The sequence below is a fragment of the Massilia sp. CF038 genome, from assembly GCF_900129765.1.
GTDB lineage: Bacteria > Pseudomonadota > Gammaproteobacteria > Burkholderiales > Burkholderiaceae_D > Telluria_A.
On record NZ_FQWU01000001.1, the window covers coordinates 1 to 23,638 of the forward strand.

Sequence of the window (23,638 nt, forward strand, 5' to 3'; positions counted from 1 at the left end):
CGAAACAGGCTCACGGCCTTGAGGACGATTCAGCCTGCCTGCGCTCGGTTTTCCAAGCGTCCCTGGAATCATAACGTCTTCGTGACGTATAGAGGGCGATGTAGGGTCCGCGTCGAATTGAGTTGCACGCTTGCAGCCTCGCCAATACACTAGGCCTGCATTCTTACAATTCCAAGGAGACAACAAATGCAACGTCGTTCCTTCATCGGCAAGGCGGCGCTGGGCGCCTCGGCTGGCATCATCGCCGCCCCGGCCATCGCGCAGTCGCAGCCTGCCGTGACCTGGCGCCTTGCCAGCAGCTTTCCCAAAACCCTCGATACCATCTACGGCGCTTCGGACACGCTCACCAAGCGCGTGGCGCAACTGACCGGGGGCAAGTTCAATATCCGCACCTTCGCTGCCGGTGAAATCGTGCCGGGCCTGCAAGTGATGGACGCGGTCCAGGCCGGTACGGTCGAGATGGGCCACAGCGCTTCCTACTATTACTTCGGCAAGGATGCCACCTTCGCCTTCGACTGCGCGGTGCCGTTTGGCCTGACTTCGCGCCAGCACACCGCCTGGTACGAGCAGGGCGGCGGACGCGAACTGATGCGCGATTTCTTCAAGGGTTACGGCATCGTCAACTTCCTGGGTGGTAATTCCGGCACCCAGATGGGTGGCTGGTTCCGCAAGGAGATCAAGTCCGTGGCCGACCTGAAGGGCACCAAGATGCGCGTGGGCGGTTTTGCCGGCAAGGTGCTTGAGCGCCTGGGCCTGGTGCCGCAGCAGCTGGCCGGCGGCGACATTTACCCGGCGCTGGAAAAAGGCACCATTGACGCCGCGGAATGGGTGGGTCCGTACGACGATGAAAAGCTGGGCCTGTACAAAGTGGCGCCGTTCTACTATGCGCCAGGCTGGTGGGAAGCAGGCGCCAGTTTCTCGTTCTACGTCGGCATCAAGGAATGGGAAAAGCTGCCCAAGGAATACCAGGCAGCGCTGGAAGTGGCCACCTACGAGGCGCACATCGTGATGCAGGCCGAGTACGACGCCAAGAACCCGGCAGCACTGGCGCGCCTGCTCAAGAATGGCATCAAGCTGCGCACCTTCTCCAAGGACATCATGAACGGCTGCTATGCGGCCGCCCAGGATGTGATGCGTGAAGAAGCGGCCAAGAATGCCAAATTCAAGAAGGTGTACGAGCCTTGGCAGCGCTTCCGTCAGGATCAGAACATGTGGGCGTCCGTCTCGGAAGCAACCATGCAGCAATTCCTGATCAACGCCGGGCGTGCCAAATAAGCGATAATCCGCTATTCGGTCCCTGCGCCGCAGGGACCGCTTTCCCCGACCCGACCATCATGCTCAGAATCGTCTTTGTCATCTGCCTCGCCTTTGGCGCCTTCCAGTTCTACAAGCACGGCAACCCCTTCACGGCCGCGCCAGTGACCGACAAGGCGGGCAAGCCGCTGGTGATCTTGTTCACCGGACCCAATTGCGCCGAACATTGCGAGGGTCTGCGTGCCACCCTCAAGGCGCGCAAGGTGGACTTCACCGAAATCGATCTGGCCGGACCCGATGGCCGGCTGGCGCGCAAATATGGTGTCGATGCGTATCCGACCACCATGATCGGCAAGCGCATGGTGCGTGGCAGCGACGTCAAGCCGGTCGCCGGTGCGCTGGCGGAAGCGTTCGGATCGGACGTGCTGACCCGGGCCGAAAAAATGGCAATGAGTAATCACTTCGATGCCCAGGGCCGGCCCAAGGTGGTCCTGTACGGCACCACCTGGTGCGGTTATTGTGCCAAGCAGCGCGCCCTGTTTGCCGAACAGCAGATTCCGTTTGATGACATCAATGTCGAGGCGTCCGAGCGCGGCCAGCTGGCCTACAACGCCCTGGCCGGTACCGGCTATCCGCTCACCTACGTCGGCTACAACCGCTTTGACGGTTTCAATGATGATGAATTGATGGCGTCCGCCGCCGCTGCCGTCAAGGCACGCTGAGCGCACGCCCCTGAGCGATCAGGGCCAGCAGGCGCTCGGCCTCCACTGGCTTGACCAGATGCTGGTCGAAGCCCGCCTCCAACGCCCGCGTGCGATCGTTCTGCTGGCCGTAGCCGGTGACGGCGATGAGCATCGCGTGCGCTGTTTCCGGCATCGCGCGCAGGTGCTCTGCCAACTGGTAGCCGTCCATGTCGGGCAGGCCGATGTCAAGAATGCACACCGTTGGCGCATGCTGCGCCGCCAGCGCAATGGCGTCAGTTGGGCGGTGCGCCACCAGCACCGTGTGGCCTGATGCTTCCAGCAGCATCGCCAGCATGACGGCCGCATCTTCGTTGTCGTCCACGACCATGATGTTCTCGGGCCCGCCGGCCACTGGCGGTGCCGCTGTGGCTTGCACCGACTGCTTGATGGCCCGATGCCGTGGCAGGCGCACTTCAAAGGTGCTGCCGCGGTTGGCGCCGTCGCTCAGACAGCGTACCCGCCCGCCGTGCAGCTCAACCAGGCTGCGCACCAGAGCCAGTCCCAGACCCAGGCCGCCTTGCGATCGGTCGGACGTGCGTTCGGCCTGGGCAAACAGTTCGAATACGCGGGTTTGCATATCAGGCGCGATCCCGATCCCGTTGTCGCTCACGCGCACCAGCACCTGCCCCAGGTCTGCTTCCATCGACAGGCGCAATTGGCCGCCGTCGGCCGTGTACTTGGCCGCGTTGTTGAGCAGGTTGGTGAGGATTTGCACCAGCCGGTTGGCGTCACCCAGCACTTCGACCGGTTCCGGCGGCAGCGTCAGCGCCAGCTGATGGCGGCGCGCTTCGATCATGGGTTTGACCTGCTCAACCGCGCTGGCAACAACCGCCTTCATGTCTTGCGGACTCGGTTCGATCTTGACCTGGCCGCGGGTGACGCGCGACACGTCCAGCAAGTCGTCGACCAGCCCCGTCATGTGGCGCACCTGGCGGCTGATGATGGCGCTGGTACGGCGCAAGGCCGGGCCGTCCAGTACCGATTTTTCCATCAGCTCGGCCGCCGCGCTGATGGGCGCGAGGGGATTGCGCAGCTCGTGCGCCAGCATCGCCAGGAACTCGTCCTTGCGCTGGTTTGCCTCGCGCAGTTCGGCCTGGGTACTGGCGTTTTCCATGGCCGACCAGGTGCGCTCGGCCATGTCGCGTGCCATCTGGACCTCGGCCGTGGTCCACTGGCGCGGCTGCGCATCGTGCACCGACAAAATGGCGGTCATGCGGCCCGATTTGATCAGTGACAGCGCCAGGTTGGTCCCAATGCCGAGCGCCGCGTAGGCTTCGGAAAAGGCAGACGTGCGCGGGTCGCGTGCCACGTCGTTGACCACCATTGGTTCGCCGGCGCGCAGCAGGGCCACCACCTCGGGGCCAAAATCGTCGAGACGGCGGATCTGGCCTTCGATGCTGGCGGCGGCGCCTTGCATCCAGCCGCCGCGCACGCTGAACACACCGCGCTCGTCATCGACCTCGCAGTACTGCACGCGCGTGACGCCCAGCTGGCGCCCCAGGCTTTCGCTGGCGGCGGCGACCACCGCGTCGGCGGAGGCAAGGTCGCGCAGCAGATCGGCCAGGTGCAGCTGGAAAGCTTGCGCCTGGCGCGCAACGACCGACGGGGTTGTTTCGACCACGGTGCAATACAGGCCAGCCACGGTCCCGGCCCGGTCTTCCATCGGGGAATACGAAAAGGTGAACCAGGCCGGCTCGGGGTAACCGCGCCGATCGATCAACAGCGGCAAGTCTTCGAAGTAGGACGCGCGCCCGGCCATGGCCGCATCGATGATGGGCAGAATGTCGCTCCAGATTTCCGGCCAAACCGTGCGGAACGGCTGGCCCAGCCCGGCCGGATGCTTGTCACCCATGATGGCGGCGTACTCATCGTTGTACAGGAAGCCCAGTTCGGGGCCCCAGGCGACAAACATGGGGAACTTTGAACTGAGGATCAAATTGACCGTGGTGAGCAGTTCCTGCGGCCAATGGACTGGCGGACCGAGCGGCGAGGCTTGCCAGTCGAGCGCACGCAGGCGCGCGCGCACGTCGCCATCGCCGTCAAAACTGCGCGGTTGCCAGGAGATTTTGTCCATGCAATATTTTCGCATGAACCCCGTTTCCCGCGCGCCGCGCAATCGTGCGCGCTAAAACCGATAGCCGAGCCCGACGGCAATGAGGGTCGGATCGACCTTCACTTCACTGACAACCATGCCGCCCAGGCGCACGTCGCTACGGATATTGACACGTTTGATGTCGACATTGATCGACCAGTGGCGGTCGATGGCGACATCGACACCGGCCTGCAGGGCCAGGCCCACACTGTGGTTGTCCAGGTCGGCAGCGCCGTCCAGCAGATGCACGCTGGAAATTCGTGTGTAGTTCAGGCCGGCGCCCAGATAGGGCGTGAACTGGCCCACGGGATCAAACCGGTATTGCGCCAGCAGCGTAGGCGGCAAGTGACGGAAGCTGCCGATGCGCGCGCCATCGAGCATGACATCGTGTTTTTGCGGGACCGTCAGCACCAGTTCGGCAGCCAGGTTGGGACTGAAGAAGTAGCTGATGTCAAATTCTGGAATGGTGCGGCTTTCCACGGTCAGACGGTCGGCTGCCCCCACGCCGCCGATGGGCGCTGATTTGTCGGCCGGCGACAGGTGGACCGCGCGTGCGCGCACCAGCCATGGGCTGTCCTGCGCGCTTGCCACGGGCGCGGCGGCGCTAAAGACGGTGGCCAGGGTGGCGCTCAGGAGGGAGAGGGTAGTGCGTTTCATGCTTGCGTCCTTCATCGTTTTTGAAATGGGTATGCGATGAAGTTTATTGACTCGCCTCAATAAAATCGTTGATGCAAATCAAAAAAGACAATTCATGAATCGTATGACTGCCATCGCCCGCGCGAAGCAGGCGATGGCAGTGGCGCGCGTTACTTCGCCGTGCGCAAGGTATGCAGAATCGGCTGCAACACGGCCGCGCCCAGGCGCGAACTGCGGGCGCCGTCCCAGCCGCTATGCGCGTCCGGGTCGTTGGCATTGTCCTTGAACGGCAACTCCAGCGTCAGCGACAGGCAGCCAAAGGCGTGCGTGATGTGGGGCGAACCCATGCTCAAGGTTTCCGGCGTGTAAGGCGAGTCGCCATAGCCGTGTACATCCTGGAAGTCCGGGCTGGCCACCTTGTACAGGTCGGAGAAGGCTTTTTCCTGTGCTGCTTGCTCGGCGGTAAAAGTCGGCAGGGCCGCACTGCCGGCCACAAACACGTACGGCAAGCCTTCGTCGCCGTGCACGTCGAGGAACAGGTCGCAGCCAGTCTCGTGCATTTTCTGCTTGACCACGAACACTTCGGGGCTGCGTTCCATGGTCGGATTCAGCCATTCGCGGTTCAGATTGGCGCCGGCGGCGTTGGTGCGCAGATTGCCGCGCACCGAGCCGTCCGGATTCATGTTTGGCACCACGTAGAACACGGCTTCCTTCAGGCACTGGCGGCCAAAGGCGTCGGCCGGGTCGAGCAGGGCATCGAGCATGCCTTCGACAAACCATTCAGCCATGGTTTCGCCGGGGTGCTGGCGTGCGATGACCCAGACTTTTTTCGCCGCCGCCGGGTCGCCGATGACCAGGGCATTGATGTCGCGTCCGTCAACGGTGCTGCCCAGGTCGAGCATGCGCACGTGTTCCGACATTTGGGCACGGTCCAGCAGTTCCAGGTGGCGCTCCCACGAGTAGGGTTCGAAGTAAGCGTAGTACACGCTGTCCATGCCCGGCGTGTGGGAAATGGTCATCACGTCGCCGTCAAAGCTGGTCGGCACGCGGAACCAGTTCACGCGGTCGTAGCTGGCCATGGCTTGATAGTCGTTCCAGCCGTCAGGGTAGGCGGCTTTGCCGGCGTTTAAAAAGCGGATGGTGCAAGCCTGGCCTTGCGCGCCTTGCAGGCGGAAGTAGAACCATTGCGTGATGTCGGCATGCGAATCCTTGCGGATGTTCAGGTCGATGGCGTCGGCGCTGGTGGCGCGGACGACGTCGATAGCGCCAGCGTCGAACTGGGAGCTGATTTTGATCGACATTGTGTGTCCTTGGCTGAATAAATGGGAGGGCGCGAACCCGTGGCGCCATGATAACGCCTGGCCGGATGTCATGCACTCGAAACAAGCTTGCGCCATACTCATCCAATGTGTTCTTGTAAAGAAACAGAGGCTTCACATTTCATGACACTTTCTTCGCTTTCGCTCAAACAAACAGATACAATTGTCAGCTCATTGTCATGTTGGTAATGGCAACAAGTTGACAGGAACACCAGGAGAGTCGCATGCGTCGTCGGTCCTTCCTTAGCAGTGCAGCAGTGGGTGCAGGTACGGGCATGGTTGCCGCGCCCGCCCTCGCGCAAGCGCTGCCGGCAGTGAGCTGGCGACTGGCGTCGAGCTTTCCGAAGACGCTGGACACGATATTCGGCGCCGCCGATGTATTTACGCGACGCGTATCGCAGCTGACCGGCGGAAAATTCCAGATTCGCGCATTTGCAGGTGGCGAGATCGTACCGGGCCTGCAAGTGCTTGACGCGGTCCAGGCCGGTACCGTGGAAATGGGCCACACCGCGTCCTACTATTACTTCGGCAAGGATCCGACGTTCTCGTTCGATACCGCCATGCCTTTCGGGCTGACCTCGCGCCAGCAAACGGCGTGGTACGAGCAGGGCGGCGGGCGCGATTTGCTGCGTGAGTTCTTCCGCGGCTATGGTGTGGTGAACTTCCTTGGTGGCAACACCGGCACGCAAATGGGCGGCTGGTACCGCAAGCAGATCAAGACCGTGGCCGACGTCAAGGGACTCAAGATCCGTATCGCCGGCTTTGCTGGCCGCGTGATGGAGCGCATGGGCGCGGTGCCGCAGCAAATTGCCGGTGCCGATGTCTACCCGGCGCTCGAAAAAGGCACGATCGACGCGGCCGAGTGGGTCGGCCCGTACGACGATGAAAAACTGGGCCTGGCCAAGGTGGCGCCGTTCTACTACACGCCAGGCTGGTGGGAGGCGGGACCGCAGTTGTCGTTTTACGTCAACATCAAGGATTGGGAAAAACTGCCCAAGGAATATCAGGCAGCGGTGGAGGCGGCCAGCTACGAGGCCCACGTCGTGATGCAGGCCGAGTACGACGCGCGTAATCCAGCGGCGCTGGCGCGGCTGCTCAAGAGCGGCGCCAAACTGAACACCTTCTCCAAGCCGATCATGGATGCGGCGTACAAGTTTTCGCAGGAAGTGATGGATGAAGAGGCGGCCAAGAACGCCAAGTTCAAAAAGATTTACGAGCCATGGAAACGGTTTCGCCAGGACCAAAATATGTGGGCCTCGGTGGCGGAGGCGCAGATGCAGAATTATCTGATATCGGCCGGACGCAAGTAATTTGTTCAGCTTGTTTTTGTTTTAAGTCAAAACGCGTAATGGCGTCGCTGTTAATTTAGCCGGTGCGCGTCGACAAGGCGGGTCCGTAATGGAGGTTTTACATGATTGGTATTTTCTTGAAATCGGCAAAAGTCACTAGCATTAATAGCTATGGCTTCTGGATTCAGTGCGGCGAGGAAGAGCTGTACCTGCCGTTCGTCGAATTCCCCTGGTTCGAGCACGCGACCGTTCCGCAAATCTGCAAGGTGCGTTACGTCAGCTCCACCCGCCTGTACTGGCCGGACCTCGATCTGGACTTCACGCTCGAATCGCTGCGCAATCCTGTCGCATCGCCCAACAGTACCTTCCACTACGACTGCTAAGCGCCGTACAATGGCGACACAAACTCCGCGGGAGTGTCTGTGTCGCCCAAGCGCAAATGGCTGGTCGCTGTCCTGTTTGCCCCGGCCTTTGGCCTGGCGGCCGAACTGCGGATGTGCGTCGACCAGCATGCCCATCTTCCCTATTTAACGCCGCAAGGCGGTGGCACCGTCGGCCGCCTGGTTGAGCGCGCCGCGCGCGAAGCCGGTTTCAAGCTCACCCTGTTGGTTGCCCCAGTGGCGCGCTGCCGGGTTGAAGTCGAACGCGGTACGGCACACGCCTATCCTCTCACGCCATACCTTCCTGCAGTGCTGCCGTTCGCGCAGTACCCGATGCAGGGCGGCCTGGCCGACAGCACCCGCGCCACCGTGCGCGCGCGGGTGGCGCTGTTCCGCCCTGTCGGTGGCCAGGTCAAGTTTGACGGTGTCAGCATCAGCGGGCTTGATCGTAAAGTGCTGGTGCCCTTTGGCAGTCTGGTGCTGAGCGAGGTGCTGCGCGCACGCCAGGTGCCGTTCGATCAGGAAGGCCGTTCACTGGCCATCAATTTCGCCAAGATGCTGGCCGGGCGCGGCGATGCGGCAGCGGGTTTCGAAGCGGAGGGCCTGCAGCTGATGGCGCAGCCGCCGTTCGCGGGCAAGATCGAAATGCTGCCGCTACCGCTGTTCGAACAAACCTACTATCTGGGTGTGTCGAAGGATTACTACGCGCGCCACGGCGTCGCCGTCGAGCGCCTGTGGGATGCGATCGGCCGCTTAAACAAGGCCGCCGAAGCGCAGGAAAAATGAGGGGTCCGCAGGTGGCGGATGCAGCTCTTCGCGCAGCAGGGCATGCATAATATGGGTCTCGGCCGCAGCATAGGTCAGGCGGTACACGGCGCGCGCCAGTTCATAAGCCTGCGAACCGGGCCAGGGGTCGGGCAGCAGTTCCACCGGCAGCATCGGATCGTGCAGCTGCACCCGGCGGTAGGCGTGGATCAGCAGCGTGCGGATCATGAATGCCTGCTGGGGGCCGGCTGATTCACCGGCCTCCAACGCTGCCAGCAAAGGCTGGAACTCGCTGATGAAGCGGTGGTAGCCTTGTTCGACGATGGACAGATCCCAGCCTTCGGCGGCCAGCTCGCGCAGCGGCCGGCTCGATACGCCCGCCAGTTCGCTGCTGCGGCACACCAGCAGCTTGCCCTGGGCGCCGTGGCGCTGCAGGATTTCTTCGATCACGTCAGGGCTGGCCACCGGGTGGCCAAAGATGCCATTCGAGATCATGGCATAGCCTTCCCACTCAAGCTCCTTGCGCAGCTGTGCGCGGGTCGGCGCGTCCACCGCACCATTCGGCGCCAGCAGCATGGTCCAGCTGCCATCCCAGTGCGCGGTGAGGGGCGCGTAGATGCGGCGGTTGGCGCGCTCGAAGCGGGGCAGCGCCTGCGGCAGGATGGCATACGAACTGCGGCGCCCGTCGCGGTTGGCCACCAGCCAGCCTTCCTGCGCCAGGCGGAACACGCTGGTGCGCAGCAGCCGGTCATTGACGCCGAACGGCGCCAGCAACTCGATCAGGCTGCCCAGCCAGATGGTGCCGCCATGCGGGGCAATGGCGTCGCCGAAAATTGTCATCACCAGCGACTTCGAGCGCGGCGGGTCGTTGGCCAAAAATGCGGCTATCCATTCGGTGCTGGTGATTTGTTTCATATATGAATCTTAACGCGGAATCGATATGATTCACAAAAATAGGTGGACTAAGTCAAAAACTGTATCGTATTATGGATCTACAGCCTTTGCAAACGGGAGAAGCACCATGTACGCACAATTGGTAGAAACCGGCCTTCAAAAAGTTCAGACGGCCGAGGACATGGGCGCGGACGAGCTCGCCTTCCAGGCCCGCATCGACGCCGGCGTCAAGATCGAAGCAAAAGACTGGATGCCGGACGCTTACCGCAAAACGCTGGTGCGCCAGATTTCGCAGCACGCGCATTCGGAAATCGTGGGCCAGCTGCCGGAAGGGAACTGGGTCACGCGTGCGCCTACGCTCAAGCGCAAGTCCATCCTGCTGGCCAAAATCCAGGACGAAGCAGGCCACGGCCTGTATCTGTACAGCGCCGCCGAAACGCTGGGCGTCTCGCGTGACGAGCTGCTCGCCGCCCTCCATTCGGGCAAGGCCAAGTACTCCAGCATCTTCAATTACCCCACTCTATCGTGGGCCGACATGGGCGCCGTGGGCTGGCTGGTCGACGGCTCGGCCATCATCAACCAGATTCCCTTGTGCCGCTGCTCGTATGGTCCATACGCGCGCGCCATGATCCGCGTCTGCAAGGAAGAATCCTTCCACGCGCGCCAGGGCTACGACATCATGATGAGTCTGGCCAAAGGCACGCCCGAACAAAAAGCCATGGCGCAGGATGCGCTCAACCGCTGGTGGTGGCCGTCGCTGATGATGTTCGGCCCGTCCGACGCCGAATCGGTCAACAGCGCGCAGTCGGCCAAGTGGCGCATCAAGTTGTTCTCCAACGATGAGCTGCGCCAGCGCATGGTCGACCAGACCGTGCCCCAGGCCGAGTACCTGGGCCTGACCATTCCCGACCCTGACCTGAAGTTCAACGCCGAGACCGGCCACTACGAATTCGGCACCATCGACTGGAGCGAATTCAATAACGTCCTCAAGGGCAATGGCCCGTGCAACCGCGAGCGCCTGGCGACCCGCGTCAAGGCCTGGGACGACGGCGCCTGGTTCCGCGACGCCATGGTGGCCTACGCCGATAAAAAAAGCGCGCGCGCAGCCGCGTAAGTTCGAATCAACTGGAGAGCGACATGAGTAAAGAATGGCCACTGTGGGAAGTCTTCATCCGCAGCCAGCACGGCCTGGCGCACAAGCACGTGGGCAGTCTGCACGCGTCCGACGCTGAAATGGCGGTCAACAATGCGCGCGACGTCTACACCCGCCGCAACGAAGGCGTGTCGATCTGGGTGGTGCGTGCGGCCGACATCGTCGCCTCCAGCCCGGGCGACAAGACGGCGCTGTTCGAGCCGTCGAATAACAAAGTCTATCGCCACCCGACCTTCTTCCCGATGCCGGAAGAAGTCAAAAACCTGTGAGCGCGCCAGTGAACGAGAAGATCGACGGGGTCAAATTCGACTACCTGCTGCGCCAGGGCGACAATGCCCTGATCCTGTCGCAGCAGTTGTCCAAGCTGTGCGGCAAAGGCCCGGCGCTGGAAGAAGACATGGCACTGACCAACGTCGCGCTCGACCTGCTGGGCCAGACCCGCATGTGGCTGACCTACGCGGGCGAACTGGAAGGCGCCGGCCGCGACGAGGACAAGCTGGCCTACCTGCGCGACGCCCACCAGATGCGCAACTGCCTGCTGCTGGAACAGCCCAACGGCAATTACGCCGACACCATGGTGCGCCAGTTCTACTTCGATACCTGGCACTACTTCCTGATGCTGGGCCTGACCAAGGCTAGCGATGTGCGCATCGCCGAAATCGCCGAAAAATCGATCAAGGAAGTGACGTATCACCTGCGCCGCAGCGGCGACCTGATTGTGCGCATGGGTGACGGGACGCCTGAAAGCCATGCCAAAACCCAGGCGGCGGTCAACGCACTGTGGATGTACTCGGGCGAAGTGTTCCTGTACGACGCGGTCGATGAAGCGATGGTGGCGCAGGGCGTGGCGCCCGCCGCCGAAGGCTTGCGCGCCCAGTTCATGGAGCATGTGAGCGAGATTTTCGCCGAAGCCACCTTGACCATGCCGGATCCGGCAGCGTGGATGCAGAAGGGCGGCAAGCAAGGCCGCCACAGCGAGCACCTGGGCTACATCCTGGCCGAGATGCAGTTCCTGCAGCGCGCCTATCCCGGCAGCGAGTGGTAATGAACGCGCAAGCGGCCAGCGTGGCGGAAGTCTGGTCCTGGCTCGGCGAAGTGGCCGATCCGGAGATCCCCGTCATCTCGGTGGTCGACCTGGGCATCGTGCGCGATGTCGCTTTCGACGGCGACGCCTGCGTGGTCACCATCACGCCCACCTATTCGGGTTGTCCGGCGATGCAGGTGATTGCCGAATCGGTAGAGCAGGCCTTGCATGTGCATGGCTTGCGCGATGTGCGCCTGGTGACGCAGCTGTCGCCGGCCTGGACCACCGACTGGATGAGCGAGGCAGGCAAGGCTGCACTCAAGGGCTACGGCATTGCACCGCCAGCCCAGCAGGTGATTGACATCAGCGGCTTGCATGCTGGCGTCAAGCGGCGCGCCGCGCCACCGCTGGTGGTGAGCTGTCCGAATTGCGGCTCGCAGCACACGCAGCTGACCAGCCAGTTCGGTTCTACGCCGTGCAAGGCGCTGTACAAGTGCCTGGACTGCCGCGAACCCTTCGATTATTTCAAGTGCCACTGAGGCAAACCCGGGCCACCCATGAGTAAATTTTATCCATTGACCGTCGCGCGCGTGCACAACGAAACGCGCGACACCATCGCTGTGACCTTTGAGGTGCCGGCCGATCTGCAGCCCAGTTTCGGCTACCAGCAGGGCCAGCACCTGACGCTGCGGGCGCAGATTGAAGGTGAAGATGTGCGCCGCTCGTATTCGATCTGCTCCGCGGTGCAGGACAACTGCCTGCGCGTTGCCATCAAGCGCACCCAGGGCGGACTGTTCTCCAGCTGGGCCAATGAACATCTCAAGCCGGGCATGCAGCTGGAAGTGATGCCACCCATGGGCCACTTCAATGTGGCGCTGGCGCCCGAGAACGCGCGCCACTATCTGGCCTTTGCGGCCGGCAGCGGCATCACGCCGATCCTGTCGATCATCAAGACCACGCTGCTGCACGAACCGAACAGCCGCTTCACCCTGTTTTACGGCAATCGCGCCTCGTCATCGGTGATCTTCAAGGACGAACTGTCGGACCTGAAGGATATCTACACCGAACGCCTGAATCTGGCCTATGTGATGAGCCGCGAGCAGCAGGACATCGAATTGTTCAACGGCCGCATCACCAAAGAGAAGTGCGCGCAGTTCCTCAAGTACTGGGTGCGGGTGGAAGATATCGACGTGGCCTTCATCTGCGGCCCAGAGGACATGATGCACGGCGTGTCGAGCGCACTGCAGGAAGCGGGCATGCCGAAGCAAAATATCAAGGTCGAGCTGTTCGCGGCCAGTATTCCCAAGCACGAGCACAAACCGCGCGCGCAGGTGGCCGGTGAGCGTCACGAGACCGAAGTCACGGTCATCATGGACGGCAACCACACCAGCTTCACGATGGACAAGGACAAGGAGTCCATTCTGGATGCCGGTCTGCGCGCCGGCATCGACATGCGCTACTCCTGCAAAGGTGGCGTATGCTCGACCTGCCGCTGCAAACTGATCGACGGCAAAGTCGACATGGATGCGAACTACGCGCTGGAAGACTACGAGATTGCCCGCGGCTTTGTACTGAGCTGCCAGAGTTTCCCCGTCACCGACAAGGTGATCGTCGATTTTGACCAGGCTGAATAAGGCGGACCCCATGCTGAACATTGACTTCGAAAATATCCTGTTCCAGATCGAGAATGGCGTCGCCACCCTGACGCTGAACCGTCCCGATAAACTGAACAGCTTCACCGTCGCGATGCACCGCGAAGTGCGCGCCGCGCTGGACCACGTCCAGGCCGACAAGTCGGTGCGCGTGCTGCTGCTGACCGGTGCGGGGCGCGGCTTTTGCGCGGGCCAGGATCTATCCGATCGTGCGGTGGAACCGGGCGCGCAAGGCGTCGACCTGGGCTTCTCGGTCGAGACCTACTACGCACCACTGGTCATGACGCTGCGCGCGCTGCCCATGCCCGTGATTTGCGCCGTCAATGGCGTGGCGGCGGGCGCCGGCGCCAACATTGCGCTGGCCTGCGACATCGTCCTGGCCGGCAAATCGGCCAGCTTTGTCGAAGTGTTCTGCAAGCTTGGCCTGATTCCCGATACGGGCGGCACCTGGCATCTGCCACGCCTGGTGGGCCACGCGCGCGCCATGGGCATGGCCATGCTGGGCGAAAAAATCAGCGCTGAAAATGCCGAGCAGTGGGGCTTGATCTGGCGCTGCGTGTCCGACGAAGGCCTGATGGACGAAGCGCGCAGCATGGCCGCCCACCTGGCGATTGCACCGACCAAGGGACTGGCATTCACCAAGCGCGCGCTGCAGGCCAGCTACGCCAACACCTTGCCCGAGCAGCTCAAGCTCGAAGGCGAGATGATGCGCGAACTCGGTTACAGCCACGATTACCGCGAAGGTGTGGCTGCCTTCATCGCCAAACGCGCACCGCACTTTACGGGAGAATAAGATGGCCGCAGCACTCGCAAAGGACAGCATTGTCGCCGTCATCGGCAGTGGCGCCATGGGTGCCGGTATCGCCCAGGTTGCGGCCGCATCGGGTTACCAGGTGCGCCTGTTCGACACCCGGCCCGACGCGGTTGCCAAGGCGATTGCCGACATCGGCAAGGTCTACGGCAAGCTGGTGGAAAAAGGCCGCATGAGCGGTGACGAAGCCGCCGCTGCCAACGCCCGCCTGCACCGCCTCGGCGATCTGCACGAAGTCGATGGCGCCGCGCTGGTGATCGAAGCCATCGTTGAAAACCTCGACGTCAAGCGCATGCTGTTTGCGGACCTGGAAAAAATTGTGGCGGACGACTGCATCCTGGCCACCAATACCTCGTCCATTTCGGTGACCGCCATTGCCGCCAAGCTGCGCCGTCCCGAGCGTCTGGTGGGCATGCACTTCTTTAATCCGGTACCGCTGATGGCGCTGGTGGAAGTGATCAGCGGCCTGGCAACCGCGCAGGACGTGGCCGACACCGTGTATGCCACGGCTGCGGCATGGGGCAAGAACCCGGTGCATGCCAAATCCACGCCGGGCTTTATCGTCAACCGCGTGGCGCGCCCGTTTTACGCTGAAGGGCTGCGCCTGCTGTCCGAGCAAGCCGCCGATCCCGCCACGCTGGACGTACTGATGCGCGAAGCGGGCGGCTTCCGCATGGGCCCCTTCGAACTGATGGACCTGATCGGCCACGACGTCAATTTTTCGGTCACGCAGTCGGTCTTCAATGCCTACTACGGCGACCCGCGCTTCATGCCGTCGGTGCTGCAGCAAGAGATGGTCAACGCCGGCTTTTTGGGACGTAAATCGGGCCGTGGCTTCTATCACTACGGCGAGGACGCTGCCAAACCCGTGGCGCAGACGATGGCGCGCCAGAGCCGGCCCGAAACGGTCGGCATCAGCATGGAGCCAGGCGTCAAGAACGCCGTCACCGAGCCGGTTGAATTGCGTCTGCGGGAGGCTGGTTACACCGTCACCCACCGCAAACCGCTGCCGGGCGCTGGCCACAACGAAGCCCCTGGTTTCCACTGCACCGGCGCCGCGATTTTCCTGACCGATGGCCGCACCGCCACGGAACGGGCGAACGCCAACAAGCATCCCGACACGGTGCTGTACGACCTGCAGTTCGATGCTGCCGGCGCCACCCGCATTGCGCTGGCGCGTGCCGATCAGTGCAGCGAGAGTGCCTGGCTGGCCACGGTCGGCCTGTTCCAGGCCACCGGCCTGGAAGTCACGCAGATTGATGACGTGCCCGGCATGGTGGTGATGCGCACCGTGGCCATGCTGGCCAACGAAGCGGCCGATGCCGTCAACCAGGGCGTATGCTCGGCCGAAGCGGTCGACATCGCCATGCAGAAGGGCGTCAATTATCCGCGCGGGCCATTGGCCTGGGCCGATACGGTGGGCATTGCGCATATCGTGACGGTGCTGTCGAATCTGGCCGCTACCTACGGCGAAGACCGCTACCGTGTCTCGCCGCTGCTGCGCCGCAAACTGGCCAATGGAAGCCGTTTTCATGGATGATTTGCAGGCACTGGCTGAACTGGCCGGCAAAACCATGTTCGAGCGCGACCCCGCCAGTCAGGCGCTGGGCATGCTGCTGGCCGAGATCCGCCCAGGCTACGCGCGCATGACCATGCCGGTAAGGCAGGACATGCTCAATGGCCACCAGACCTGTCACGGCGGCTACATTTTCATGCTGGCAGATAGCGCGTTCGCGTTTGCCTGCAATTCGCATAACCACAATACGGTGGGCGCAGGCTGCACCATCGAGTATCTCGCACCGGGACAACTGGGCGACCTGCTGACCGCGGAGGCGGTGGAGCAGGCCTTGTCCGGCAAGACCGGCGTCTACGACGTCAAGGTCACCAATCAGGATGGGCGCACTGTGGCCCTCCTGCGCGGAAAATCGCATCGCATCAGCGGTCTGGTGGCCTCCTAGAAGGAGAAACACGATGGTTCAACGTATTCCCGCGCCCGGCGATCTGGAGCCGATCGAGATGGCCAGCCGCGACGAGCTGCAAGCCTTGCAGCTGCAGCGCATGAAATGGACGCTCAAGCACGCCTATGACAACGTCCCGCATTACAAGGCGGCGTTTGACGCGGCAGGCGTGCACCCGGAAGACTTGCGCACGCTGGCGGACCTGGCCAAGTTCCCGTTCACCGACAAGAAGACGTTGCGCGACAATTATCCCTTTGGCCTGTTCGCGGTACCGCGCGAGAAAGTCGTGCGCGTGCACGCTTCGTCCGGCACCACCGGCAAGGCCACCGTGGTGGGCTACACGCAGGGCGACATCGATACCTGGGCCAACGTGGTCGCGCGCTCGATTCGCGCGGCGGGCGGACGCGCGGGCGACCGTGTGCATATCTCCTACGGCTACGGCCTTTTTACAGGCGGGCTGGGTGCGCACTACGGCGCCGAGCGCCTTGGCTGCACCGTGATCCCCATGTCGGGCGGGCAGACCGAAAAGCAGGTACAGCTCATTTGCGACTTCGAGCCCGAGATCATCATGGTCACGCCTTCGTACATGCTTAATATTATTGAAGAATTCAAGCGCCAGGGGATGGATGCCGCCAAGTCCTCGCTCAAAATCGGCATCTTCGGCGCCGAGCCCTGGACTGACGCCATGCGTACGGAGATCGAAAACCGCGCCGGGATCGATGCGGTCGACATCTACGGCCTGTCGGAAGTCATGGGACCGGGCGTGGCCAGCGAGTGCATCGAGAGCAAGGACGGCCCGGTCGTCTGGGAAGACCATTTTTATCCCGAGATCATTGACCCCGTTACTGGCGAGGTACTGCCCGATGGCGCCGAGGGCGAACTCGTATTCACCTCGCTGACCAAGGAAGCGCTGCCGATCATCCGCTACCGCACGCGCGATCTGACGCGCCTGCTGCCGCCGACCTCACGCACCATGCGCCGCATGGGCAAGATCAATGGGCGTTCCGACGACATGCTGATCATTCGTGGGGTAAACGTCTTCCCCAGCCAGATCGAGGAACTGATCCTGAAGATGCCCGCGCTGGCGCCGCATTACCAGCTGGTGGTCTCGCGCGAGGGCCATCTGGACTGCCTGGCCGTGCGCGCGGAACTGCGCAACCCCGGACAAGCCCAAGACAGCATCGCCGCCGCCGCGCGCGAGCTGGAACACAACATCAAGACCTTCGTCGGTGTGACAACGAAGGTCACGCTGGTGCCGCCCGAAGGCATCGAACGCACGCTGACCGGCAAGGCCAAGCGCGTGATCGACCAGCGGCCGACGCCTTAGAACTCTGGAGAGACAATGAGCAAAATAATCGACGCCTATATTTGCGATGCCATTCGCACCCCCTTCGGCCGCTACGGCGGCTCCCTGGCTGGCGTGCGCGCCGACGATCTGGCAGCGCTGCCCATTGCCGCCCTGATGGCGCGCAACGGCGGGGTGGATTGGACCGCGGTGGATGATCTGTACTACGGCTGCGCCAACCAGGCCGGCGAAGACAACCGCAATATTGGACGCATGGCGGCGCTGCTGGCAGGCTTGCCGCCGGAAGTGCCAGCCAATACCATCAACCGCCTGTGCGGCTCCAGTCTGGACGCGGTGGGCATGGGCGCGCGCGCCATCAAGTCGGGTGAAGCCAGTCTGATCATCGCTGGCGGTGTAGAGAGCATGACGCGCGCCCCATTCGTGATGGGCAAAGCCGACAGCGCATTCTCGCGCGCAGCCAGGATTGAAGACACCACGCTCGGCTGGCGCTTCGTCAATCCGCTTATGAAAGCGAAGTACGGGATCGACAGCATGCCCGAAACGGCCGAGAACGTGGCGAAGGAATTCGGCATCAGCCGCGCCGACCAGGATGCGTTTGCCTTGCGCAGCCAGCAGCGCTGGGCGGCCGCCCATGCTGCCGGGGTGTTCAAGGAAGAGATCATTGGCGTCACGATCCCCATGAAAAAAGGGGAATCGCGCCTGTTCGATACCGATGAACATGCGCGTCCTGACAGCAGCATCGAGATGCTGGCCAAACTCAAAGGTGTGGTCACGCCGGACGGCACCGTCACGGCCGGCAATGCTTCGGGTTTGAATGACGGCGCCTGCGCCATCCTGCTCGCTTCCAGCGAAGCAGCCGCCCGCCACAGCCTGACGCCGCGCGCGCGCGTGGTCGGCATGGCCACTGCGGGCCTGGCGCCGCGCATCATGGGCTTCGGTCCATCGCCCGCGTCCAAAAAGGTGCTGGCCATGACCGGCCTGTCGATTGGGCAGATGGACGTGATCGAACTCAATGAAGCCTTTGCCGCCCAGGGTCTGGCAGTCACGCGCGATCTGGGCCTGGCCGATGACGCTGCCCACGTCAACCCGAATGGTGGCGCGATCGCCATCGGCCACCCGCTGGGCGCCTCGGGCGCACGCCTGGTGCTTGCGGCCGTCAACCAGCTGCACCGCACTGGTGGCCGCTACGCGCTGTGCACCATGTGCATTGGCGTGGGGCAGGGCATCGCACTGATCGTCGAACGCGTATAGGAGACTGCCATGGTCAAGGTGTATGAAATCGATGGGGTGCGGCCGGTGGTGCACCCGAGCGCCTATGTGCACCCCAGCGCGGTGCTGATTGGCGACGTGATTGTCGGCCCGCGCTGCTATATTGGTCCGCTCGCGTCGCTGCGCGGCGACTTTGGGCGCCTGATCATGGAAGAAGGCGCCAACCTGCAGGATACCTGCGTGATGCACGGTTTTCCAGGTGAAGATACGGTAGTCGGCATTGACGGCCACATTGGCCACGGCGCCGTGCTGCACGGCTGCCGCGTGCTGCGCAACGCCATGGTCGGCATGAATGCCGTGGTCATGGACAAGGCCGTGGTGGGCGAAGAGTCCATCGTTGCCGCGATGAGTTTTGTGAAGGCCGGCATGATCATCCCGCCACGCAGCCTGGTGATGGGCGCGCCCGCGCGCGTGGTGCGCGCACTGGAAGACAAGGACATCGCCTGGAAGAGTTTCGGCACCAGGCAATACCACGACCTGGCGATTCGCTCGATGCAGACCATGCGCGAAGTGGACGCCCTGACCGAACCTGAAGCGGACCGCAAGCGGATCGACTTTGGCCCCGACATGCACGCCCCAAAAAACTGATTATTCCGGAGAGACTCCCATGTCCAAAGTAGCAACCCTGCAAAGCTTGATTGGCGGCCGCTGGCTCGGCGCCGAAGCGTCCATGCCGCTGCACAGTGCCCTGAACAACGCGCTGATTTATCACACGCACGCCGAAAAGATCGACTTCGACGAAGCCGTCACCTACGCCCGCAAGACTGGCGTGCCGGCCTTGATGGCGCTCGACTTCCAGAAACGCGCGCAGATTCTCAAAGCGCTGGCGCTATACCTGATGGAGCGCAAGGAAGAGCTGTACAAGGTGTCGCACCTGACCGGCGCGACCCGTCCCGACAGCTGGGTCGACATCGAAGGCGGCATCGGCACCTTGTTCGCCTACGCCAGCATGGGCAGCCGCGAGCTGCCGTCGTCAAACGTGCTGCATGAAGGGCCGGCGCTGGCGCTGGGTAAAAATGGCGGCTTTGCCGGCACCCACATTCTGGTGCCGCGCGGCGGGCTGGCAGTGCACATCAATGCCTTCAACTTCCCGATCTGGGGCCTGCTTGAAAAATTCGCGCCCAGCTTCCTGGCGGCGATGCCCTGCATCGGCAAGCCGGCCACCGCTACCAGCTATCTGACAGAAGCGGTGGTGCGCATGATCCACGATTCCGGCTTGCTGCCGCCAGGTGCGCTGCAGCTGGTCATCGGCAGCACCGGTGACCTGCTGGACCGCCTGGGCGGCTTTGATGCCGTGACCTTCACCGGCTCGGCCGACACTGCCGCCAAACTGCGTGTGAACAAGAACCTGATCGCCAATTCGGTCCCCTTTACTGCCGAAGCGGACTCGCTCAACTGCGCCATCCTGGGCCCGGATGTCACGCCGGACGATGTGGAATTCGACCTGTTCGTCAAGGAAGTCGCACGCGAAATGACGGGCAAGTCCGGCCAAAAGTGTACGGCCATCCGCCGTATCATCGTGCCGCACCAGCATATCGAGGCAGTGGGCGAGCGCTTGCGCCAGCGCCTGTCCAAGATTGTTGTCGGCGACCCGTCGCTGGAAGGCGTGCGCATGGGCGCCCTGGCATCCATGGATCAGCACCGCGATGTGGGCGAGCGCGTGGCCATGCTTGCGCGCGGCAACGAAACGCTGTTTGGCGCCGCCGATGGCTTTGCGCCGGTGGGTGAGGGCGCGGCAAACGGTGCCTTCTTCTCGCCAACGCTGCTGCTGTGCCGCGACGGCATGAACAACGACGCGGTGCATGATGTCGAGGCCTTTGGCCCGGTCAGCACCATGATGGGCTATGCCGATCTGGATGAGGCGCTAGCGCTGGCCGCGCGTGGCAAGGGAAGCCTGGTCAGCACGCTGGTGACGCGTGATCCGATGATCGCTGCCAAGGCGGTCCCGGTGGCTGCTGCCTCGCACGGGCGCGTGCTGGTGCTGGACCGCGAAGCGGCGGTTGATTCGACCGGGCACGGCTCACCGCTGCCCCAACTTAAGCACGGCGGTCCTGGCCGCGCCGGTGGTGGCGAAGAGCTGGGCGGCATCCGGGCGGTGCGCCACTTCCTGCAGCGCGCTGCGGTACAGGGTTCGCCCACCATGCTGGCGGCGATCACGGGTGAGTATGTGCGCGGCGCCGCGGTGCGCGAGAGCGAGCTTCACCCATTCCGCAAGTACTTCGAGGACCTGGAGATGGGCGACTCGCTGCTGACCCACCGGCGCACCGTGAGCGAGGCAGACATCGTCGCCTTTGGCGGCATTTCGGGCGACTTCTTCTACATGCACTTTGACGAAATCGCAGCGAAGGATTCGCAGTTCGGCAAGCGTATCGCGCACGGCTACTTCGTGCTGTCGGCGGCGGCAGGCTTGTTTGTATCGCCAGCGCCAGGGCCGGTGCTGGCCAATTACGGGCTGGATAATCTGCGCTTCATCACGCCGGTGGCCATTGGCGACACGATTCGCGCGCGCCTGACGTGCAAGCGCAAGGTGGACCGCAACCGCACCGACGAAAAGGGTGTGGGACAGGGCGTGGTGGCGTGGGATGTGCAGGTGACCAATCAGAACGATGAGCTGGTGGCTAGTTACGACATTCTGACGCTGGTGATGAAGCGCGCGCTGCACGTGGTGCAATAAACCCACCACATCGCCCTCGCGAAGGCGGGGGCCCATAACGCTGAACAACTTCGGTGCTGTGTCATAGGCCCCCGCCTGCGCGAGGGCGATGTAGGTTCTGCCAGTGCCTGAACTATTCATTCTGACACTGGTGATGAAGCGCGCGCTGCACGTGGTGCAATAAGCACCACCACATCGTCCTCGCGAAGGCGGGGACTCATACCACACTATCGAAGTTGTTCAGCGTGCTATAGGCCCCCGCCTTCGCGAGGGCGATGTTGGTTCTGCACCAGCGCCATGAACTCGTGCGCTGGCAGGGGTTTGCTGAACAGGAAGCCTTGCATTTCATCGCAGCGTAGTGCGCGCAGTGCGGCCAGTTGCGCTTCGGTCTCAACCCCTTCCGCCACCACCTTCAATCCCAGACTATGCGCCATCGCGATGATGGCGGCGGCGATCGCCTCGTCTTCGGGGTTGCTGTCAATGCCGGCAATGAAGCTGCGGTCAATTTTGACAAAGTCGAACGGGAAGCGCTTGAGCTGGGCCAGCGATGAATAGCCGGTGCCAAAATCGTCCAGCGACAGCTGCACCCCCAGCGCCTTGAGTCCGTTCAAATTGCGCGCCGCTTCGTCGGGATTGTTCATTACCGCGGTTTCGGTCAGTTCAAATTCGATGAAATTGCGCTCCAGCCCATTTTCGGCCATGGCGATGGCGATCTGATTGAGCAGCTCGGACTGCACGCACTGCACCGCCGACAGATTGATCGCGACTGGCACGATCTCGATCCCGGCGCGGCGCCAGCTACCCTGCTGGGCACATACGTCTTCGATTACCCAGGCGCCGATAGGGCGGATCAGCCCCGTTTCTTCGGACAGCCCGATGAATTCGAGTGGGCTGATCATGCCGCGCTGCGGGTGGTTCCAGCGAATCAGCGCCTCCGCACTGACCACGCGTCCACTGTGCAAGTCCACGCGCGGTTGATAGTACATTTCGAACTGGCGTTCCTCGATCGCCAGCTGCAGCTCGTTTTCCAGCGCCACGCGCGCCGCCAGTGCGGCGTTCATGCGCGGCGCGTAATACAGATAGCGCTGGCCCGAGCTCTTGGCGTTTTTAAGGGCCGCTTCGGCATGCTTGAACAGGGTTTCCGCGTCGCCGCCGTCACCCGGATAAGTGGCCAGGCCGGCCCGGGTCGAGATGCGCACTTCCTGATCATCGAGCATGAACGGCAAGTCCAGCGCGCTGAACACCTGCTCGTGCAGTACCTCGGCCGCTTGTTCCGGCCCGCTCAGATGCGCCAGCGACAAGGCAAACGTGTCGCCGCCGATGCGCGCCACGTTGTATGAATCAGGCAGGCTGTGGCCCAGCCGGCGTGCAATCTGTACCAGCAGCGCATCGCCCGCATGCCGGCCCATGGTGTCGTTCAGGTGCGCGAAACGGTCGAGATTGATGAGCACCACGGCCACAAAGCCATCGGCCCCGGCGTGCAGGAGCTGGGTCAGGCGATCCTGGAAGCGGCGCCGGTTCGGCAGCGCCGTCATGACGTCGTAGTAAGCCAGGTAGGAAAGCTGCTCTTCGCGGTCGAGAAACAGGAGCGCAAAAGAGAGGTCGCCGGCGATTTCGTTGAGTATTTTCAGTTCTTCGGCATCGAACACACCTGGCGTTTCCGACACCAGCGTCAAGACTGCCACCACGCGCTGGCCCACCTGCAGCGGGAAGGCCGCCGCGGCGCGCAAGCCGCGCGGCGCCATGTGATCGCGAAACGCCGCCATGCTGGGATCGAAGGCGACCACGTTGCAAATGACAGGATGGCGCGCCTGCACCGCACGCGCGGCAATCCATTCGTGTTCGGTATGGGGCGGGCGCTGGGGCAGCGCGACGCCCGCGCTGACGATGTTTTCCAGTCCTTCGAGTTCGGCCATGTCGATGCTGGCAGCGACAAAGCCGCCTTCCACCGTGGCCAGCCGGCACGCCTCTTTGAACAGGGCATTGCGTTCGCGGATGCGCACAATGGCCGAATTGATGCCGGACAGGAGCGCATACACGCGGTTCAGACGGGCGATCTTGCGGTGCGCTTCGACCCGCTCGGTGACATCGTGCGCGAGCACGAATTTACAGGCATGGCCGTTAAATTGCAGCGGATGGGACGTGATCTCGACATCGATCAGGGTGCCGTCTTTTTTGCGGTGGCGCCAGGTGCCGGATTTTTCCAACGTGTCGAGCGGCGCATGGCGCAAATTGGCGAACAGCTTGGGCAGTTCTTCGGGCGGGCGCAGGTCGGCAATGGTCAGCGCCAGAAACTCGGCTTCGCTGAAACCATAATGCACGATGGCCGCCGTATTGACGGCCAAAAATGCCAACGTGTCCAGGTCGTACACCCACATGGGCATGGGGTACGCCTTGAACAGATCGTTAAATGTCGTGCCGTTTTCGTCTGCCATGAATT

Annotated in this window: 22 protein-coding genes; 17 read left to right on the top strand and 5 right to left on the bottom strand. The window is 62.7% G+C overall.

The genetic code is table 11. From position 1 onward, the window contains the following. Positions 1–186: 186 nt before the first annotated feature. Together BUC24_RS00005 and BUC24_RS00010 are read left to right on the top strand one after the other, a co-directional pair. Positions 187–1,275 carry a TRAP transporter substrate-binding protein gene (locus BUC24_RS00005; protein WP_073212060.1) on the top strand — a complete coding sequence of 363 codons (1,089 nt, stop codon included), beginning with the start codon at positions 187–189 and terminating at the stop codon, positions 1,273–1,275. Positions 1,276–1,334: 59 nt separating this feature from the next. Beyond that, the gene (locus BUC24_RS00010) at positions 1,335–1,976 is read left to right on the top strand and encodes a glutaredoxin family protein (RefSeq protein WP_073212061.1); all 642 of its coding nucleotides are present in this window, start codon (positions 1,335–1,337) and stop codon (positions 1,974–1,976) included. Here BUC24_RS00010 and BUC24_RS00015 read toward each other — a convergent pair. From BUC24_RS00015 to BUC24_RS00025, 3 genes are all read right to left on the bottom strand, one after another. After that, positions 1,963–4,071, bottom strand: a complete 2,109-nt coding sequence (locus BUC24_RS00015; protein ID WP_229447920.1) for a hybrid sensor histidine kinase/response regulator — start codon at positions 4,069–4,071, stop codon at positions 1,963–1,965. The genes BUC24_RS00010 and BUC24_RS00015 overlap by 14 nt on opposite strands. 51 nt (positions 4,072–4,122) lie before the next feature. Further along, a complete protein-coding gene (locus BUC24_RS00020) occupies positions 4,123–4,746 on the bottom strand; it encodes an OmpW/AlkL family protein (RefSeq protein ID WP_073214514.1) in 624 nt (207 codons plus the stop codon). A 149-nt stretch (positions 4,747–4,895) separates the two neighbouring features. Continuing rightward, the gene (locus BUC24_RS00025; protein WP_073212062.1) at positions 4,896–6,026 is read right to left on the bottom strand and encodes a M14 family metallopeptidase; all 1,131 of its coding nucleotides are present in this window, start codon (positions 6,024–6,026) and stop codon (positions 4,896–4,898) included. 242 nt (positions 6,027–6,268) lie between these two features. Between BUC24_RS00025 and BUC24_RS00030 the strand changes: the two genes are divergently transcribed. From BUC24_RS00030 to BUC24_RS00040, 3 genes are all read left to right on the top strand, one after another. Further along, complete coding sequence (locus BUC24_RS00030) at positions 6,269–7,354, top strand: TRAP transporter substrate-binding protein (RefSeq protein ID WP_073212063.1); 1,086 nt, start codon at positions 6,269–6,271, stop codon at positions 7,352–7,354. A gap of 101 nt (positions 7,355–7,455) precedes the next feature. Then, positions 7,456–7,716 (top strand): DUF2442 domain-containing protein, encoded by a 261-nt coding sequence (locus BUC24_RS00035; RefSeq protein ID WP_073212064.1) that lies wholly within the window; start codon positions 7,456–7,458, stop codon positions 7,714–7,716. A gap of 39 nt (positions 7,717–7,755) precedes the next feature. Next, complete coding sequence (locus BUC24_RS00040) at positions 7,756–8,499, top strand: hypothetical protein (RefSeq protein ID WP_073212065.1); 744 nt, start codon at positions 7,756–7,758, stop codon at positions 8,497–8,499. Here the strand turns inward: BUC24_RS00040 and paaX are convergent. Next, positions 8,467–9,393: a phenylacetic acid degradation operon negative regulatory protein PaaX gene (gene paaX, locus BUC24_RS00045; RefSeq protein ID WP_073212066.1), complete on the bottom strand. Its 927-nt coding sequence runs from the start codon at positions 9,391–9,393 to the stop codon at positions 8,467–8,469. The two genes, BUC24_RS00040 and paaX, sit on opposite strands and share 33 nt — an antisense overlap. Positions 9,394–9,499: 106 nt before the next feature. On the opposite strand from paaX, the gene paaA reads away from it, so the two are divergent. Genes paaA through paaZ form a run of 12 tightly spaced genes read left to right on the top strand, consistent with a single transcriptional unit; the run spans position 9,500 to position 21,219 of the window. Beyond that, positions 9,500–10,486: a 1,2-phenylacetyl-CoA epoxidase subunit PaaA gene (paaA, locus tag BUC24_RS00050; RefSeq protein WP_073212067.1), complete on the top strand. Its 987-nt coding sequence runs from the start codon at positions 9,500–9,502 to the stop codon at positions 10,484–10,486. Positions 10,487–10,509: 23 nt separating this feature from the next. Next, on the top strand, positions 10,510–10,794 hold the full coding sequence (gene paaB / locus BUC24_RS00055; protein WP_073212068.1) for a 1,2-phenylacetyl-CoA epoxidase subunit PaaB: 285 nt from the start codon (positions 10,510–10,512) through the stop codon (positions 10,792–10,794). A gap of 8 nt (positions 10,795–10,802) precedes the next feature. Next, positions 10,803–11,570 (top strand): 1,2-phenylacetyl-CoA epoxidase subunit PaaC, encoded by a 768-nt coding sequence (paaC, locus tag BUC24_RS00060; protein ID WP_073214517.1) that lies wholly within the window; start codon positions 10,803–10,805, stop codon positions 11,568–11,570. Next, positions 11,570–12,088, top strand: coding sequence for a 1,2-phenylacetyl-CoA epoxidase subunit PaaD (gene paaD / locus BUC24_RS00065; protein ID WP_073212069.1), 519 nt, complete (start codon positions 11,570–11,572; stop codon positions 12,086–12,088). The genes paaC and paaD overlap by 1 nt, the downstream gene beginning before the upstream one ends. Before the next feature lie 18 nt (positions 12,089–12,106). Further along, positions 12,107–13,183, top strand: coding sequence for a 1,2-phenylacetyl-CoA epoxidase subunit PaaE (gene paaE, locus BUC24_RS00070; protein WP_073212070.1), 1,077 nt, complete (start codon positions 12,107–12,109; stop codon positions 13,181–13,183). A gap of 10 nt (positions 13,184–13,193) precedes the next feature. Next, positions 13,194–13,994 (top strand): 2-(1,2-epoxy-1,2-dihydrophenyl)acetyl-CoA isomerase PaaG, encoded by an 801-nt coding sequence (gene paaG, locus BUC24_RS00075; protein ID WP_373887961.1) that lies wholly within the window; start codon positions 13,194–13,196, stop codon positions 13,992–13,994. Position 13,995: 1 nt separating this feature from the next. Further along, positions 13,996–15,552 (top strand): 3-hydroxyacyl-CoA dehydrogenase PaaH, encoded by a 1,557-nt coding sequence (paaH, locus tag BUC24_RS00080; protein ID WP_073212071.1) that lies wholly within the window; start codon positions 13,996–13,998, stop codon positions 15,550–15,552. Further along, positions 15,545–15,970 (top strand): hydroxyphenylacetyl-CoA thioesterase PaaI, encoded by a 426-nt coding sequence (paaI, locus tag BUC24_RS00085; protein ID WP_229447927.1) that lies wholly within the window; start codon positions 15,545–15,547, stop codon positions 15,968–15,970. The genes paaH and paaI overlap by 8 nt, the downstream gene beginning before the upstream one ends. Before the next feature lie 13 nt (positions 15,971–15,983). Then, positions 15,984–17,297, top strand: a complete 1,314-nt coding sequence (gene paaK / locus BUC24_RS00090) for a phenylacetate--CoA ligase PaaK (protein ID WP_073212073.1) — start codon at positions 15,984–15,986, stop codon at positions 17,295–17,297. A gap of 15 nt (positions 17,298–17,312) precedes the next feature. Then, positions 17,313–18,527 (top strand): 3-oxoadipyl-CoA thiolase, encoded by a 1,215-nt coding sequence (pcaF, locus tag BUC24_RS00095; protein ID WP_178372451.1) that lies wholly within the window; start codon positions 17,313–17,315, stop codon positions 18,525–18,527. A gap of 9 nt (positions 18,528–18,536) precedes the next feature. Further along, on the top strand, positions 18,537–19,133 hold the full coding sequence (gene paaY, locus BUC24_RS00100) for a phenylacetic acid degradation protein PaaY (RefSeq protein ID WP_073212074.1): 597 nt from the start codon (positions 18,537–18,539) through the stop codon (positions 19,131–19,133). Between the two features lie 19 nt (positions 19,134–19,152). After that, entirely contained in the window at positions 19,153–21,219 is a 2,067-nt protein-coding gene (gene paaZ / locus BUC24_RS00105; protein ID WP_073212075.1) for a phenylacetic acid degradation bifunctional protein PaaZ, read from the top strand. A gap of 227 nt (positions 21,220–21,446) precedes the next feature. Here paaZ and BUC24_RS00110 read toward each other — a convergent pair whose 3' ends face one another. Continuing rightward, entirely contained in the window at positions 21,447–23,633 is a 2,187-nt protein-coding gene (locus BUC24_RS00110; RefSeq protein WP_073212076.1) for a sensor domain-containing protein, read from the bottom strand. Positions 23,634–23,638 lie beyond the last annotated feature (5 nt).